The following is a 16,727-nucleotide window of genomic DNA, read 5'->3' on the forward strand; positions in this document are numbered from 1 at the left end:
TTTTATAGTTTAACATTGACACCTATGGTGTATACTGCCGGTACCGGATATGTTTGGCGATCCACCCCATTGGAAACTTCTGGGTTGAACCCGTTGTAGCTGAACAAGGTAAGAGGTCGTTCGGCTGTGAGGGTAAATTTGAAGTCAGGTGCATTACCTTTGAGCTTATCGCCCCTTAAGGTATAGGCCAACTGAATGTTCTGGATCCTGAAAAAATCCCCATCCTCTACCCAGAAATCACTGAGACGTTGGTTCCAACTGTTGCGAAGGCCCGCTGATGATGGGTAGGTATTGCTGGTACCTTCCCCGTGCCAACGGTTTTTGGCGAGATCGGCGTCCATATTGGTATCACTGGTGAAGATGATCTCTCCCCGTTTCCTGTTCAATATTTTATTGCCTGTTTGTCCATAGAAATTCATGGAAAAACCAAAATCCTTGTAGTTGACCCCAATATTTCCACCATAGGTGAACTCGGGTAGGAAAGATCCTAGGACTGTTCTATCTTCATCCGTGATGCTACCATCCCCGTTCCTATCGTTATAGATCAGATAACCAGGCTGGATATTCTGTCCATTGTTTATGGCATTCTGCGCTACCGGATCGGCATCTATCTGGGCTTGGTTTTGATATACCCCGGTAGTTTCATATCCATAAAAGGCATATAATGGCTCCCCAACTATGGTCCTTTGACGGAATTCGGCAGATCCCGAGTCGATATATCCACTCTCATTCTCAATTTCAAGGGTTTCATTCTTGACTGTGGTAAAATTGGCCCCTACAGTATAGCTCAGGTCTTCCGAGATGTTATCGCTCCAGTTTAGGGCCACTTCCACCCCCGAGTTTCGGATGACCCCTGAGTTTCTGTCAATGGTGACATTGGCTATGGGGATGTAAACGGGCATAATGGCATTCTCCGTATCCCTGATATAGTAGTCAGCCTCCAACGACAAGCGGTTGCTGAGTGTGGTAAGGTTGATACCAAAATCAAGTTCTTCCACCACTTCCCAACTCAAGTCGGAAAAATTGCTCGTAGCTGTGATACCGGTTACCGGGTTGTCCCCCAAATCCACGGTTACATTGCTGATGGTGTTAGATCCAGAACTTGCGTTGACATTGTCATTCCCCAAGCGGCCCCATGCGGCCCTCAGTTTCAAGAAATCGAAAATGGAGTTATCCTGCATGAACGGTTCTTTTGAAATGACCCATCCGGCACCCAACGCAGGGAAGTAACCCCATTGGTCTTTCGTGAACTTGGATGATCTATCTGCCCTAAATGTTCCATATAATAGATATCTGTCCTTAAAGTTATAGGAAACTCTTCCGAAATAAGATTGACCATACACCCTTTTGTTTTCTTCTTCCACATTGTTGTTGAAGGAGAGTGGGTCGGCAAAATCCAAGTACCAAGAGGTTTCATAGTTGATTCCCGCAATATCCGTACCTGTGGCCTCGAACCTGTTCGATGCCTCGTCCCTGTATGAAGCACCTGCCATTATGGTAACATGGTGGTCCTCATTGTAGGTGTCGTTATAGGTCAAGATATTGTCCCAGATCTGGTTGTAGTAGTTGTTCTGTTTTCTGTTGATGTCCGAAAGACGCTGATCGCCGAATCCCATATTGTAGGGCAAATTCACATAGCGCTCTTCCAAGGCAGAAAAATCTACATTATAGGTGGTCTTGAAGGTCAGTTTGTCCTTGATGAAATCCGTCTGTAGATAAATGTTGGCCAACAACTTTCTTATTTTCAACCTATTGTTATTGTACTCCATGTCTGGAAATGGGTTTTGTGTACCCCTGTATCCCAATGCCTGTGCATTGGCATAGCGTACGGGAGTGGCAGCTGTGTTCAACTCATCAAAAACAGGGAGTATCGGAACTGCAAAGTATGCCTTGAACCATGCCGAGTCTTCTGGCGTAAACTGTGTGGCATTACTGAACACGGTGTTCACCCCCACTTTTACATTATCAGAAACATCCACATCCAGTTTGGAGCGGATATTGAACCGCTCGTATTTATTCTTCATATCGAGAAGACCTTCTTGGGAGAAATAGTTGGTCCCGATCGAGTAAGCTACATTTTCCGTACCACCGGTTACGCTCAACCCATGGTTTTGAATGATCCCATCCCTGATGATCTCATCAAACCAGTCCGTATTCACATTGGGCACATTGGGGTTGACGCGGCTTCTTCCATAGCGCTGCATGGCATTGAGCACGAATTGGACATCTGCAGCAGAACCTGATTCCACGGCCATGGTCGCAAATTGCTCTGCGTTGGCCATCTGCAATACATTTTGGGCGCGTTGTATACCTGTGTAACCGTTATACTCGATTTGTGGTTTCCTGTTCTTACCACCAGATTTGGTCTCAATGATGATGACCCCGTTGGCGGCCCTTACCCCATAAATGGCAGAAGAGGAGGCATCCTTGAGCACGTTCATCGTTTTGATGTCATTGGGGTTCAAAAAGTCGATGTTGCTGTAGAACATCCCATCCACTACATATAATAGTTCTGTTGCATCAGAATAAGTTCCCAATCCTCGAATCCTGACGGTTGGTGATGCTCCAGGGCTTCCTGTGGTCACGATCTGTACCCCGGCCACTTTGCCCTGCAGCGACTGCACCGGGTTGGCAGATGGGGTTTTTTCAATCTCCTCGGCATCCACCGTTACAATGGAACCTGTCAAATCGGCCTTTCGTTGGGTACCATAGCCCACAACGACCACTTCATCCAGACTTTGGGTGTCTTCCTGCATGTTGACATCAATATTGGCCCTGTTACCAACTGGAACTTCTTGAGTGGCAAAACCTATATAGCTGAACACCAAGGTTCCGTCCCCTGGCACATTGTCCAAGCTATAGTTACCATCAAAATCTGTTTGGATTCCCGTTGTTGTACCTTTTAAGATAACACTGGCCCCTGGCAACGGTTGGCCCTGATCGTCCATTACCGTTCCCGAAACCGTGATATTGTTTTGGGCAAAAAGTACTGCCTGAAACAACATAAACGAGATTAGCAAAAGTTTGCTTTTAATTTTCATAATTGTGCAAAAATAGAGTTAGATTTTTACTAAATTAACAAAACCTTAAATGGTTGGCGTACAGAGGCAATACATAATAAATACATCATTAAAATACCCCTGAAAAGGCCTTATTTCACTGTATTTGCAGTAGTTTACCTGTAATGACTGTGAAAAATATTAACATTGTGATGTAGTGATGATGTAATTCCAAAAAGTAGGAATTTTACCTTAAAACCATGTGCTATAGGCCTAGAAGGTGATAAGGAAATTAGAGAGGTTTTCTGAACTATCAATTTCCAGTTTTTTCCGTAGTCGATACCGATGTATCTCTACACCCCTGACCGATATGGCCATGAGCGGGGCAATTTCTTTGGTGGAAAGGTTCATTTTGAGATAAGCGCAAAGTTTGAGATCCTTGGGTGTCAAGGTAGGATATGCTTTCAACAGTCTCTCAAAGAAATCTTCGTGGAGTTCCTTAAAATTGACCTCGAACCGTTTCCAATCCTCTGTGTCCTCAATGGAACTGTCCAATTTTTTGATGAACGATCGGTACCGCTGTGAATTGGAAAACTTGTCCTTGTTCACCAAAAGCATGTTCTTGATCTCCAGCATCATCTCATTCTTCTTGGCAATGTTCAGGGTGGTACTCGCAAGTTCATTCTGTTTCAGCCGGATTTCCTTGGCGAGTTCCTCCTTTTCAAACTGGGCCAATCTTTCCTGTTGTTCCTTCTCCATTTGCTGTTCCAGTTCCCGCTGTTTACGCCCCAATTTCCTTCTGTTGTACCTGCGCACCAAGATTATCGCCAAAATGGCCAGCACCCCATACAGGACCAGACTTAAGGTGGAAAGGTACCAAGGGGGCAAAATGGTGAATTTCAATATACTGGGTTCTGAAAGTTGATTGTCCATACCTGCTGTGTGGACCTTGAAAGTATATTCCCCAAAGGGCAGGTTCTGGAAATTGATGAAACCGTTTTCCACGTGTTCCGAGTATTCTTTGGGGCCCTTCAACTCAAAATGATAATGGGGAGAAATATAATTCGGGGAAGCCACCTCTATGGTGATGGCCTGGGAATGCCTAAAGGACAGTTCCATTTGTTCTTGCCCAATGGGGTGTGTACCCTTTTGATCGCGCAATACAATGATATTGGGCACAGGAAGTATCAACTGCTGTGATTGGCCCTTCAACATGGACTGGTTGACCCGCGCAAAACCATCGCTCAGTGTAATATAGGAAAGACTATCGTTCACCTTGACCACCTTTTGGGAGTCAGGGGCCAATCGTTCCCGCAATGGCAGGTCGGTGACCATCAGGCTATCTTGCTTAAGATTGGTGAATATGATCGCTTTTTTGTCTTCTCCATCCACAAACCAATAATGCTCCTCATCAAAGAAAAGGAGTTCCTTATCCTTATACTCCTTGAACTCTTCAAAAGTGACTATTTGGTCACCAATGGGATTGTACCAATACCATTGGCCCTCACTGTTCAGCACAATATGGTTCTTGATGTTGTATATCTTCACATTGTACTCACTTGGTGCTCCCTCGCCATCAAATTGCTGTACACTCCCTACCCTATCGTAATTTCCACCATCAAAATGGATCCTGTAGAAACCTTTATAAGGATGGGCCGCCCATAGTATTGTTGGGGTCTCAAAACAAAGGTGCTTTACCGGAAAATCGAATCCTTCAATCTTGGTGATCTCCCAGTCCCCATCGTCCTTTTTCACGAATTTTGAAAGCCCGTTGTAGGTACCCTGAACATACAAGGCATTTTGTCCAGGCACCTTTATGGTCTGATAGCCTCCCGTAATGGACCCCAAAGGAATAAAGCCATCTTCCTCCACTTTGTATGTACCCGTATTGTGCCCGCAAAGCAGGTCACCTTCCAGTTCCACCAAATCCCATACATGGCCTTGTGAACCGTTCACGAACTTGAGTTCGTTCCCTTCAAAATAAAAAACACCGGTATTGCTCCCCAAATAGAGTTTGCCTTTGTACGCGGCAATATCATATACCATTCCCAGAGCCCCTGTATAATCGGTATAGTAGGAAATGGGATTGTTGAGTTTTACACGGGCAATACCATTGTCGAGTCCCAACCAGAGTTGGTCGTTATACAATAATATGGAAAGGACCGTATTGTTCTGCAATCCAGATTCCCTGTTCAATATTTGATAGCCTCCCGTGAACGAGTCATAGAGGTACATCCCATTTTTGATGGTACCAAAACCTATCCGGTCCCTACCAAGCAAGGACATCTTGTTCAATTGGTGCTGTTTGAGTTCTTCGTTGATCTTGGCCGACCATGGACGGAGGTTTTTTCCATCAAAAAGGTAACATCCACTGAGCTTGGTACCTACCATCAAACTGCCCTTGAAGACCACCATGTCGGTAATCGTTTTCCCCATAAGCAAATCCTGGTCGGGCAAAGGTACCAACTCCTTGCCCTTCAGCTCAAAAAGACCGAGAGGCCCGGAAGCGACAATGAGCTTATCATTGAATTCGATAAAATCAGATACAAAATTGGGAGGGTCCACCACTTCTATTTCATTTCCATCATAACTATAAATAGCCGAGAAGGAACGGAACAGTACTTTATTATTGGATGGGAATATTTCCCAAAACTCCTCGCTGGTGAAGGTATGGTCCGTGATCAAATGTGTAAGCGAGGTATATTGGAGTTGCCCAATTTCATTTTTCACCCAATAGCCAAACTCTTCATACGATCCGGTGTACACCCGGTCTCCAATGGATTCTACCGATCTGATGATGGTATTGTTGGGCAGTTTGTTGAGGGTCCATTGTTCCCCATTAAAATAGAGCAATCCCTTGTTATTGGCCACAAAAAGCTCCCCGTCATCGTTCACCGCAACATCCCAGTTCTTGCTCGCCCCTTTATACTCCAACAAGCGGTAGTTATAAATGGGCGGGAGCATGTTCTGTCCACATAACCATAGAGGGAAGAAGAGGATACAAGTCCTTATGAACCTATAAAGCATATTGTTCGATTAACCTACCACCAAAGGTCTTTCCTTTCCTTTAATATACAAAACAATGTGGATGACAATGCAAATCTTTTCAGGAACACGCCCCCATTGTGTTTCAAATACGGGAAAGTACTCACAAATAACTGTTCTCGAATAATTGAGCTGAACGTATTTTTCTCATTTACAGGACTATTTAACATTTGACAACCTATTTTAATCTTTTCCTAATCTTTTTTCCTTTTTCATAACCTTTATTGTTTTCTCCTTAATCCGTGGCCATATTCCACAGATCTATTTTAGCGCAATAATACACCAAGGGGTTAGAACAGACTTCTTGGCACCATATCCAACCAAATTTAAACTATGATTCAAGTAAAATGTACTTGCGCCAATACACCCTACAAGTCAGGAAGAGCTTTCCGTCGGACTTGTTTATTGGTATTTGCCTGTATGGGTCTTTCGCTCCAGGCACAGACACCCAACGATGCCCTGATGATGCCTTCCAAAAACATCTGCGTGCTTCTATCGTATGACTTTGGAACTTTTGACCGCTATTGGGAGGGATCTTTATTAAGGTCCAATGAGACCATTGCCACAGTGGACCAAAAAACCATCATGCCCATGGCCGCCATCGGTATTTTGGACGACCTTAATTTTTATATCAGCCTACCCTACATCAATACCGAATCATCCGAACCCAATGGAGGAAAATTTGCCGGTGCCAAAGGATTTCAGGATATCGGGCTTGCGCTTAAATACCGTGCCATACACCGAGATCTGGGCGCTGGAAAGTTCACAGCCCTCGCCACGGCTGGTTTTTCAACCCCTTTCACCAATTATCTTTCGGATTACAGGCCCTACAGCATTGGGGCGGGTGCCCCTGAGTTTTCCTTGCGAGGCATAACCCAATACCAATGGAACAACGGTTTTTATGCCCGTGCCTCCCTCGCCTACCTATGGCGCGGATATACCGAAGCGGAACGGGACTATTACTACAACAATGGCAGCTACTATTCCGCCTGGATGGATGTGCCCAATGCATGGACCTATGAGGGCATCATCGGGAAATGGCTGCTCGATAGGTCTTTGAAACTTGAGATGAGCTATTTCAGCCTTACCTCGACCAGTGGTGATGATATCCGGGCATACAATGCGGCACAACCCACCAACAAAGTGGAATCCGACCGCATAGGTTTTTCAGCGCAATACTTCTTCAAATCGTTGAAAGGATTTGGGATAGTGGCCTATCACAACCGAGTGGTGGACGGAAGGAACGTTCCCAAGCTGAGCAATACGGGCTTTGGCATCACCTACCAATTCAATGTCATTAAAAAACAAACTGAAGCGACCGATGAACAATAAGATATATACCCTATTATTGGCCGTGGGCCTCATTACCTTGGCCTCTTGCGAAAAAGATACCCCACAGTACCTTCCGTATGAAAGTTATGCGTACTCCGAACCTGATGAAGATGGTGGCGATTGGGTTCCCGTTCTTCAAGAATCTGGAGCGGCCATTGAGATAACGACACCAGAAGCGACCGATTCTCAATCCTATTTGGATGAGCTCGAAGATATGAAAGAAGCCATGGCCAGTATGACCTCTGAACAGAAAAAAGCGGTAAAATACTGGACCAACAACCCGGCCATTCGTTGGAACGAGATTGCCCTGGAACTGATCGCCAAATATAATCTCATCCCCGGGCCCAATGCTGACGGCACCTATACCCTGCCCAACCCTTCCAACCCAGAAGGACCACCGGCATTTCCCTTTGCCCATCCACCCTATGCGTGCAGGGCGTTGGCCTATATGTCCGTGGCGCAATTTGATGGGCTCATCAGTGCATGGCACCACAAATACAATTACAACAGACCAGCACCTTACCAACTGGATGAAAGCATCGACTACGCCTATGAGGACAATGATATTCCCTCCTATCCTTCGGATGGTGCGGTGGTTGCAAGGGCATCAAGGAACATCCTAACGGCCATGTTCCCTTTGGAAGCCGAATACTTGCAAGAACTAGAGGAAGAACATTTGGAAAGCCTGATGCTTTCTGGGGGCAATGTGATGAGTGACATCGATGCCGGAGTCGAAATCGGCGATGCGGTATCTTCCACAGCCTTGGCACGTGCCGCTAATGATGGCATGAAGAATGCACAGACCCCAAAGGCCGTATCGGACTCCATTAAGCAGGCTGCTCTCGATAGGTTTGGCTGGGCTTGGGACAATCTGGAAATCCCAGTGCGCCCCGTGGGCCTCACCCCGCTCTTTGGCAAAGTGACCATGTGGAGCATTGACGATGTGGAAAGCGTTCGTCCCATAGCCCCTCCTCAATTGGATTCACAGGAATTTTTGGATGATATAAAACTACTGAAAGACTACGCCGACAACATGACCGACGAACGCCGTAGGATCGCCAACTTTTGGCAGGACGGGCTTGGCACCTATACACCTCCGGGACACTGGAACCGTATTGCCAATGAGCTTATGGTGGAATATCGGTTGAACCCCTTGCAGACCACTAGGACCTTGGCCTATATGAACATGGCCATCATGGATTCCGGTATTAGCTGCTGGGATGCCAAATACTATTACCACTATCCCAGGCCCATACAGATGATCGAAGGGTTCAAGACCATTGCGGGTACGCCCAATTTTCCGAGCTATACCTCTGGACACAGTGTGTTTTCGGCTGCGGCATCGGAAGTCCTTTCCTATGTTTTCCCAGAGGAAGCATCCAAGATGAGGGCTTGGGCAGAAGAAGCGGCGATTTCCAGAGTGTACGGCGGCATCCACTGGAGTTTTGATGCCACTGTGGGCACGGAACAAGGACGTAACGTGGCCCAATACACCATTGATAGGGCCAAAGCAGATGGTGCCGACCAATGATTTTAGCTAAACGCTGACTATTGTTCTAAAAGTAAGGTTGATTCTCGGCGTTTTCACCAACTTTGTTGGTGGCAAACGATGCAACCAATGGCTCTGGGTATATCCCTTCATTACCAAGAGACTCCCATGGTCGAGGATCAGCTCTACTTTTTCCTTGGTCTGCTTGTGCTTGAACGCAAATTTACGTTCGGCCCCAAAACTTAGGGAAGCTATGGCCCCATTCCGCTTCAGGTCCTTCTCCGCGTCACTGTGCCAGGCCATCCCTTCCTCCCCGGAATGGTATAGATTCAGTAAACAGGAATTGTAGGTCTCCCCAGTGCGTTTTTCGGCCAATGTCTTCAACTCCAAGAGGGCTTTTGTCCATGGCAGTGCCTTTTTGGTATGGTTCGAATAGGTGTATTCAAAGGGTTGGTCCCCATACCAAGCCACTTTACGTTTGGTCTCTATGCGCTTGCCATAGATGATGGCCACATCGTTGGTCCAGGCAATATTCGTCAAAAGTTCTTGAAAATAGGCATCCGCAATGTTTCGGGCCATGACAGACCCATAATAATTCACGGTACCATCCTTGGGCAACCAATTTTGACCCAGATCTATTTCAGAGCTGAACAAATCCATCTTTCCATTGTTTATAGGCCTCCTTCATGCAGTGTCCGCAAGGTCGGAACCCCATTTTACGTGCCTCGGTATCTGATTTAAAAAAAACTCTGTTCTCCCGCTTCATACGTTTGCCCGAAGCACACCCCAAGGTACCATATATTTTCAACCTTTTGTTCCCACCCAGCACAATCTCCCCTTTTCGGATCATGTTCAGGACTTCCTTTTTATCGGTATCGGAATGAAGTACCATTTCTCAACTGACGGCATCGTGAAAAATGATGCCTAGCGTATATCTTTCACCATGGTGCAGTTCGCTCACCCCATGCCTCATATTCACCCGATAATATCCCCTTGTGCCTTTTACCGGTCTAAAATTCGTGGTGAAGAGTACCATATCCCCTTTCTTGGGCCTGAGCACAATGGCTTTGGATTGGGCCCTGGGTGTCTGCTGGGTCATCACGAATTCACCTCCTTGGTAATCGGTATCAGGGTCGCTCAAAAAAAGTACGGCCTGGACGGGAAAATAGACTTCTCCGTACAGATCTTGGTGCAAAGTATTGAACCCTCCCTTTCCATATTTTAAAATAAGTGGGGTAGGTTTCAACTGGTTCAGCTCCTTACACTGATCTATCAATTCCTGATGGGTCTGTGGAAAAACCCTTTGTATGTTCAACGCTTTCATCCAAAGATTGGCAACGGGCACCAAATGTGGGTACAATCCTTCCCTGAGTTCTTGGATGGGTTCGGGCAATGGATAATCAAAATATTTGTATTCCCCCAACCCGAAGCGATAGCGTTCCATGACCACGGTCTTCCTGTACCCTTCTTTCCGATCGTATAATTCCTTCAGGGCATCGCACCTATCTGGTTCCAAATAATCGGAAACCAAGGCATATCCCTTGTCATGCAGACTTTCTTCCACTTGGTCCCATTTGACCTCGGAACTTTGGTGCATTATTGTATTCATGTTGACTGTTCGTTTTTTGATGGATGATGGATTGTATTGTTCTTTTTTTGATGGATGTTTTACTCGGCTGGGGCCATTTGTGCAGCTTCCCACCCTATGATGGCACTTTTTCGGGTGCTGCCCCACATATAGCCTCCCACTTTTCCGGTCGATTGGATCACCCTGTGGCATGGGATCAAAAAGGCTACGGGGTTTTTCCCAATGGCCGTGCCCACGGCGCGGGACGCTTTCGTCTTTCCATTTTATGCGCAATGGATCCATATACTTCCAGGCTGCCGGTCGGGATCTTGAGCAGGGTTTCCCATACTTTCAATTGGAAGGGCGTACCATGCAAATGCAGTTTGATCTGTTCCTGCTTGCTCCAATCATCCCTAAAAATGGCCAGTCCGTCCTGCTGGTTCTTGTCCAACAACTGTCGATAGGTTGCATTGGGAAAACGGGACTTTAAATCCTCGAACCCCTCTTTTCCATCATCCACAAAGGCCATATGGCAAATGCCCTTGGGCGTGGAGGCAACGATCAGTTTTCCAAAGGGGCTTTCCGCAAAGCTAAAGTTGATTTCCAAATTCTCTCCCCCGTTCTTGTATTCCCCCGGGGTCATCCCTTCAATGTTGACAAAGAGGTCGTGCAATCTTCCCGTCCCTGAAAAACCTGTTTCCATTGCCGCTTCGGACAAGGTGACCTGTGTTTCCTTCAACATTTTCTTGGCATGTTCGACGCTGATGTACTGCATGAACTTTTTGGGACTTACCCCGGCCCACTCCGTAAAGAGCCTTTGAAAATGGTATGGACTCAAATGAACGGATTCCGCAATCTCGTTCAGGGAGGGTTGCTCCTTAAAATTGCTCCGTATGAAGCTGATGGCCTTTGCCACCCTATCGTAATTGAATTCTGCCTGCGTGTTCATAATTATCATATTTGAACCAAAAGTACATGGCTCAACTTGAGGATAAAACCCGAATCTTGCTGACTATTGATCGGGAGTACTTACCCCGCCAACATTTCCTGGCTTTTCTTCAGGATGTCGGCCACCCTCTTTTTCAGCGCATCGGGTTCCACGATTGTGGCATAGTCCCCGAACATGAGGTACCATCTGGCAAAGCCATTTTCCATATCGGCGGTCATAAAGGTCATTTCCATCTGTCCGCCCACAGGTTTTTCCGAAACAAAGCCATAATGCTTTCTGCCTCCCCGAATGTATTTGGCCACGGATTTTTCCACCAAGATCTTCACCTTGGTCTTTTCCACCTCTTCCCTTTTTTCACGGTGTTCGTCCATGGTCCCGTGCTCCAGCATAAAATCCATCGAGGTCCTGGCGATGTGGTGTATCCTGTCCGTCCGGAAATGTCTGTAGTCCATCCGCAGGTGGCAATAACCCAGAATGTACCAAAACCCGTTTTCATTGAAAAGGCCCACGGGCTCTATCCTACGTTCCGATGGGGTTTCTTCCCGGAGCGATTCGTACTTTAAAAAGACCTGTTTCCGCTCGGCAATGCTCTCGAACAGGATTTCAAGGGCGTTGGGCACCTCTTCGTTGAACAGCACTTGGCCCGGCACGATGGATACCTGTGACTCCAAGGCTTCCACCCAATCCTTTTCCTTGCCCCGAAGCACCGATTTCAATTTGTACATGGCCGACTCGTAGTAGGCCCCGAGGGACTTATCGGTGAACTTTTGCATGAGTTTTTCCGCCGCCACAAAACTTCCGGCCTCTTCCCGGGTGAACATCACCGGGGGCAGACGATACCCTTCCATAATGGAGTAGCCCACGCCCGCCTCACTGACTATGGGCACACCGGATGCCTCCAAGGTCCTGATGTCCCTATATACGGTACGAAGGCTCACATCGAAGCGGTCTGCCAGTTCCTGTGCCTTCACAATCCGTTTGGACTGCAGCTGTATCAAAATGGCGACTATCCTATCAAAACGTTTGGCGGTGTCCATTCCCATAATTGCGTGAGCTATCTCCCAAAGATAGGATTTCAATCCAAGGACCTGCGTTCTTTTCTTTCCCATCTTGATTCATTTATAATATTATTATCCTTGGCAAAGCTAGGCCCACATGGTGACAACGGCTTGTCAAGAACTTTTTTTTCGGTCGATTTTTTTTCTACTGACAAAGGGCTGTCACACCCCCCTTCTAATTTTGGTTTCAGAAATCATAAACCTTTAAATAAAACGTCATGGAAAACAACGTAAAAAATCAAACTGAAGCACAAGTCATCTCCCCTGCCCAACTTTTGGAGCACTACCAAGGCCACCGCGGTCTTACCAGAAGGGTAATCGAAGCGTTTCCAGAGAAGGAATTCTTCAACTACAACATTGGGGGAATGCGCACCTTTGCCGAAATGACCATGGAGCTTTTGGGGATAGCCGTTCCTGGGCTGAAGGAAATCGTGACCCGCGAAACCACAGAACTGCAAGAACATTTTGAGCACGGGAACCAAAAGGCCAAGATCTTGGAAAGATGGGACCAGGACACGGAAGAGATCAACAAACTTTGGGGGCAGATCGAATTGGAGCGCTTCCAAGACCATATAAAACTCTTCGGCCAGTATGAAGGCACCGTGCAATCCTCCATTTTCTATTTTATGGACAATGAAATCCACCACCGGGGGCAGGGCTATGTCTATCTGAGGGCATTGGGCGTTGAACCTCCGTTTTTCTACGAGCGCTAAAAACGAATGTAATGAAAACCGTTTTGGTATTTAGGACTTCGGTATTGGGCAAGGGTCACATCAGGACACTTAGACCCTTATTGAACCAAGTGATCGACAGGAACGGGTATTGGAATTTTGACCTGGAGGATTGTGACAACATTCTCCGGGTCGAAACCCAAAATGTACAGCCACACACTATTTCAACTTTATTGAAAAAAAATGGATTTAGTTGCGAAGAACTCCATTGAAATTGTTTCCCGAAAAACGACCGATGATAAAGAAATCGGGCATGACCTTCGATCAAGGGATGTTGACCGAGTGTTCCGATTTTGGACCATTCGTCCCCCTAAACAGCATAAGCCGGCATCCTGATCTTTTGGATCAGATGCCCGCTTTTTGTTTAAGTTGGTTGAACTGGGACAATAGCTCCTGATAACGTTCCTTTTCTTCTTCTCCCGGCTTTTTGTCACTTCCACCCAAAATGTTGTTCAGATACGATATTTGGGCCACCATCATCTGCTGGGGATAGGCTCCTTCCTCATTTTTCAATTGTGGCAACAGCTTCTTGAGGTCCTCCAATTGGGTTTCGTCGGTCTTGTCCTTTTCCAGCTTTTTAATTTTTTCCTCCACATCGTCCTGCAATTTTCGTGCATCGGACAATAGGTCCATCACTTTTTGTTGTAAAGCCAGTTGCTCTTCCATATCCGATAGGGAAATGCCCTCTTCCTCCAACTTGGGGTCGATAAGCACCTCAAAAGGTTTCTCAAACGATTGTCCATCCACCGTAAGTTTCGCGGTATAGGTGCCGGGGAGCACCATAGGTCCACCCTTATAGCGTCTTCCCTTGCGCTTGTCCCAAGGCCCTTTTTGGCGAAGGTCCCATTGGAACCGGTTGATGCCTTTTTTGGTTTCCAACTTGCTGTCCAGATAGACAAAGGTCATGCTAAGGCCCATATCTTCCACTTTTTCTTCCGTCGATTCCAGTTGGGTTGAGTCGCTCACAATGGTGGCCACTTCTTTGCCCTGCCCGTCCAAAATTTGGAGACTGACCCCTTCTTTTACTTCTTTGGGCAAATAATAATCAATGACAACGCAGGTGGAGGGATAATTTGGAAAATCCCCACCTCCCCAAGGCGTTCTGTACCGAATGGTGTTGTCCGGTTTGAACAAGACGGGCTCATCCTTCAATTGGTCCATATTTTTGTCCTGAAGGGCCGTGACATTGTCCAAGATCCAAAAACCGCGCCCCATGGTGCTCAGGATCAAATCGCCTCGGAAAAGAATGATGTCCGTGATGGGCGTCACGGGAAGGTTCTGTTGGAATTCCTTCCAGGTTTTCCCATCATCAAAGGAAACAAACATGCCAAATTCCGTTCCTGCATACAACAATCCTTCACGAACGGGATCTTCCCGTAGCACACGGGCGGTGTAATCCGAAGGTATGCCATTGGAATCCGTGCTGATGAGTTCCCAACTTTCCCCGTAATTCTCCGTTTTGTAGAAATAGGGCTTCGGGTCCCCCAACAAATGTCGGTCCACCGCCACATAGGCCTTTGCCGGATGGAACTGGGAAGGCTCCACGGACTCCACCCTTCCTCCTTTGGGCAGTTTCTTCGGGGTTACGTTTTTCCAAGTCTTGCCACCATCTTTCGTCACGGAAATGACCCCATCATTGGAACCGGTCCAGATAACTCCTTGGCTGATCTTGGATTCCCTGATGGAGTACAATGTGCTGTAATATTCCTCACCGGTGATATCGCGGGTAATGGGATTTCCCGAAATGACTTGTTTGTCCGGCTCGTTCGCTGTCAGATCAGGGGAAATGGTCTCCCACTGCTGTCCGCCGTTGTTCGTTTTGTGCAGGTATTGTGACCCCATGTACACCACTTCGGGATTGAAGGGCGAAACATGGATGGGGGCCACCCGCTGGAAGCGATATTTTAAATCCTTTGGATTGTGTCCATAGATATTGGACGCCCCGATGGAATACTCCCTGTCCATTCCCGTTTTTTTGCTGTACACACTGAAACGTCCCTTACAATTGTTGTACACGATGTAATGGTTGCCGGGCATGGGAATAACCGGTCCCGTTTCGCAGCCCCCTACGTCCATCATCATCTGGGTTCCCTGCGTACCCGTGGCAGTCGGAGCCCTACTCGGGATGGCCAAAGTGGTGTTGTCTTGCTGTGCCCCGTACACCCAATAGGGATATTGATCGTCCACGGCAACTTGATAGATCTCGGCCGTGGGCTGGTTGAACTGGGTGGACCAGGTCTTGCCACCATTGTGGGACACGTTGGCACCGCCATCGTTACATTGGATCAAAAGATCTGGGTTGTTGGGATTGAGCCAAATGTCATGGTTGTCCCCATGCGGAACGCTCATCCGTTTCCACGTCTTTCCACCATCCGTTGATTTCACCAAGGGATTGGCATTGGAATAAATAATGTCTGGATTGGTAGGGTCCAATTCAATGTTGGTGTAGTAAAATGGCCTGTTCACCAAATCCTCATTGTCCGAAACGTGGGTGAACGATTTGCCTTGGTCCACGGATTTGTATAGCCCCCTATCCTCTCCCGGGGCTTCAATGACGGCATATAGTATACGTGAATCGACCGGGGAAACTGCTAGATCGATTTTGCCTAGGAGTCCTTTGGGCAATCCTTTTTCCAGTTTTATCCAGTCTTTGCCCCCATTGATGGACTTGTAGATGCCCCCTTCACTGTTCTCCCCACCAGAATCGATGGTCCATGGGGTGCGACGGGCCTTCCATGCCGCCGCATAGACCACGTTGGGGTTTCCGGGAAGCAGCTCCAGGTCGGCAAAACCTACCTCATCGGACACAAAGAATACCTTTTCCCAGTGCTGTCCACCATCCGTCGTTTTGAAGATACCACGCTCACTGTTCGGTTTGAATGCATTGCCAATGGCCGCCACCCATACCGTGTTATGGTCCGTAGGATCTATTTCCACAGCACCGATCTGTCCCACATTTTCCAGTCCGATATGCTCCCAAGTTTTTCCTGCATCGATGGACTTATACACTCCTTTTCCTTCGATGATGTTACTGCGGATACCGTCCGACCCCGTTCCCACATACACGATGTTGGGATCGTTGACGGCCACTTCGATGGCCCCGATGGACGGCGTCTTGAAATAGCCATCGGATACATTGTTCCAAGTGGTGCCATAATCGTCCGTTTTCCACACACCACCACCAGTAGCTCCCAAATAGAAGGTTCCGGGCAACATGGGGGTTCCCGTGACCGTGGTCACCCGTCCTCCCCGAGAAGGTCCGATGGTACGGTATTCGAATGCCTTGAAGTCTTGCGCGACCAAAGCGCAGGTAACAAAAAATGATAGTGTAAAGTAAAAAGAGCGTAGTTGTAATGCCATGAGTCAGTTAAAGTTGTTCGATTCTGACCAAATCTAATAAATACTGCTCAATATAACGTCCGAGGGTAGGAAATTACTGTCTTTTATATTTTGGTAAAAAAACAGTTTCAACATCAAGAAACTGCCAAACATCGATGTATTTTGCAGGACATCCCCAAATATTGGGGAAAAGTAGGGGTTTGGCTTTCTTTAGTTTA

General features: G+C 47.1%; 11 protein-coding genes and 1 pseudogene. 4 read left to right on the forward strand and 8 right to left on the reverse strand.

Annotated features, from left to right (window positions below; translation table 11 throughout):
- Positions 1-2: 2 nt before the first annotated feature.
- Both FOT42_RS03900 and FOT42_RS03905 read right to left on the reverse strand, forming a co-directional pair.
- Entirely contained in the window at positions 3-3,041 is a 3,039-nt protein-coding gene (locus FOT42_RS03900; protein WP_151889244.1) for a SusC/RagA family TonB-linked outer membrane protein, read from the reverse strand.
- A 231-nt stretch (positions 3,042-3,272) separates the two neighbouring features.
- The gene (locus FOT42_RS03905) at positions 3,273-6,026 is read right to left on the reverse strand and encodes a helix-turn-helix and ligand-binding sensor domain-containing protein (RefSeq protein ID WP_151889245.1); all 2,754 of its coding nucleotides are present in this window, start codon (positions 6,024-6,026) and stop codon (positions 3,273-3,275) included.
- A gap of 351 nt (positions 6,027-6,377) precedes the next feature.
- On the opposite strand from FOT42_RS03905, the gene FOT42_RS03910 reads away from it, so the two are divergent.
- Together FOT42_RS03910 and FOT42_RS03915 are read left to right on the forward strand one after the other, a co-directional pair.
- Entirely contained in the window at positions 6,378-7,376 is a 999-nt protein-coding gene (locus tag FOT42_RS03910; protein ID WP_226789792.1) for a transporter, read from the forward strand.
- On the forward strand, positions 7,366-8,907 hold the full coding sequence (locus tag FOT42_RS03915) for a vanadium-dependent haloperoxidase (RefSeq protein WP_151889246.1): 1,542 nt from the start codon (positions 7,366-7,368) through the stop codon (positions 8,905-8,907). The genes FOT42_RS03910 and FOT42_RS03915 overlap by 11 nt, the downstream gene beginning before the upstream one ends.
- A gap of 6 nt (positions 8,908-8,913) precedes the next feature.
- Here FOT42_RS03915 and FOT42_RS03920 read toward each other — a convergent pair whose 3' ends face one another.
- The 5 genes and pseudogenes from FOT42_RS03920 to FOT42_RS03940 all read right to left on the reverse strand — a co-directional run bounded on the left by FOT42_RS03920 (position 8,914) and on the right by FOT42_RS03940 (position 12,424).
- On the reverse strand, positions 8,914-9,525 hold the full coding sequence (locus FOT42_RS03920; protein ID WP_151889247.1) for an alpha-ketoglutarate-dependent dioxygenase AlkB family protein: 612 nt from the start codon (positions 9,523-9,525) through the stop codon (positions 8,914-8,916).
- Entirely contained in the window at positions 9,506-9,757 is a 252-nt protein-coding gene (locus FOT42_RS03925) for an Ada metal-binding domain-containing protein (RefSeq protein WP_151889248.1), read from the reverse strand. The genes FOT42_RS03920 and FOT42_RS03925 overlap by 20 nt, the downstream gene beginning before the upstream one ends.
- Positions 9,758-9,760: 3 nt before the next feature.
- Positions 9,761-10,474 carry a 2OG-Fe(II) oxygenase gene (locus FOT42_RS03930; protein ID WP_226789793.1) on the reverse strand — a complete coding sequence of 238 codons (714 nt, stop codon included), beginning with the start codon at positions 10,472-10,474 and terminating at the stop codon, positions 9,761-9,763.
- Between the two features lie 59 nt (positions 10,475-10,533).
- Positions 10,534-11,381: pseudogene (locus tag FOT42_RS03935) on the reverse strand (bifunctional helix-turn-helix domain-containing protein/methylated-DNA--[protein]-cysteine S-methyltransferase).
- An 80-nt stretch (positions 11,382-11,461) separates the two neighbouring features.
- Positions 11,462-12,424 (reverse strand): helix-turn-helix transcriptional regulator, encoded by a 963-nt coding sequence (locus FOT42_RS03940; RefSeq protein WP_226789800.1) that lies wholly within the window; start codon positions 12,422-12,424, stop codon positions 11,462-11,464.
- Between the two features lie 233 nt (positions 12,425-12,657).
- On the opposite strand from FOT42_RS03940, the gene FOT42_RS03945 reads away from it, so the two are divergent.
- Both FOT42_RS03945 and FOT42_RS03950 read left to right on the forward strand, forming a co-directional pair.
- A complete protein-coding gene (locus FOT42_RS03945) occupies positions 12,658-13,152 on the forward strand; it encodes a DinB family protein (protein ID WP_151889250.1) in 495 nt (164 codons plus the stop codon).
- 11 nt (positions 13,153-13,163) lie between these two features.
- Positions 13,164-13,382 (forward strand): hypothetical protein, encoded by a 219-nt coding sequence (locus tag FOT42_RS03950; protein ID WP_151889251.1) that lies wholly within the window; start codon positions 13,164-13,166, stop codon positions 13,380-13,382.
- Positions 13,383-13,515: 133 nt separating this feature from the next.
- On the opposite strand, the gene FOT42_RS03955 is transcribed toward FOT42_RS03950, so the two are convergent.
- Positions 13,516-16,530, reverse strand: coding sequence for a hypothetical protein (locus FOT42_RS03955; protein ID WP_151889252.1), 3,015 nt, complete (start codon positions 16,528-16,530; stop codon positions 13,516-13,518).
- Positions 16,531-16,727 lie beyond the last annotated feature (197 nt).

Source organism: Flagellimonas hadalis (assembly GCF_007785775.2).
In the GTDB taxonomy this organism is placed as follows: Bacteria; Bacteroidota; Bacteroidia; order Flavobacteriales; family Flavobacteriaceae; genus Flagellimonas; species Flagellimonas hadalis.

Coding starts and splice junctions, on each gene's coding strand:
- FOT42_RS03900 (WP_151889244.1), bottom strand. CDS start 3,041: ATGAAAATTAAAAGCAAACTTTTGCTAATCTCGTTTATGTTGTTTCAG.
- FOT42_RS03905 (WP_151889245.1), bottom strand. CDS start 6,026: ATGCTTTATAGGTTCATAAGGACTTGTATCCTCTTCTTCCCTCTATGG.
- FOT42_RS03910 (WP_226789792.1), top strand. CDS start 6,378: ATGATTCAAGTAAAATGTACTTGCGCCAATACACCCTACAAGTCAGGA.
- FOT42_RS03915 (WP_151889246.1), top strand. CDS start 7,366: ATGAACAATAAGATATATACCCTATTATTGGCCGTGGGCCTCATTACC.
- FOT42_RS03920 (WP_151889247.1), bottom strand. CDS start 9,525: ATGGATTTGTTCAGCTCTGAAATAGATCTGGGTCAAAATTGGTTGCCC.
- FOT42_RS03925 (WP_151889248.1), bottom strand. CDS start 9,757: ATGGTACTTCATTCCGATACCGATAAAAAGGAAGTCCTGAACATGATC.
- FOT42_RS03930 (WP_226789793.1), bottom strand. CDS start 10,474: ATGAATACAATAATGCACCAAAGTTCCGAGGTCAAATGGGACCAAGTG.
- FOT42_RS03940 (WP_226789800.1), bottom strand. CDS start 12,424: ATGGGAATGGACACCGCCAAACGTTTTGATAGGATAGTCGCCATTTTG.
- FOT42_RS03945 (WP_151889250.1), top strand. CDS start 12,658: ATGGAAAACAACGTAAAAAATCAAACTGAAGCACAAGTCATCTCCCCT.
- FOT42_RS03950 (WP_151889251.1), top strand. CDS start 13,164: ATGAAAACCGTTTTGGTATTTAGGACTTCGGTATTGGGCAAGGGTCAC.
- FOT42_RS03955 (WP_151889252.1), bottom strand. CDS start 16,530: ATGGCATTACAACTACGCTCTTTTTACTTTACACTATCATTTTTTGTT.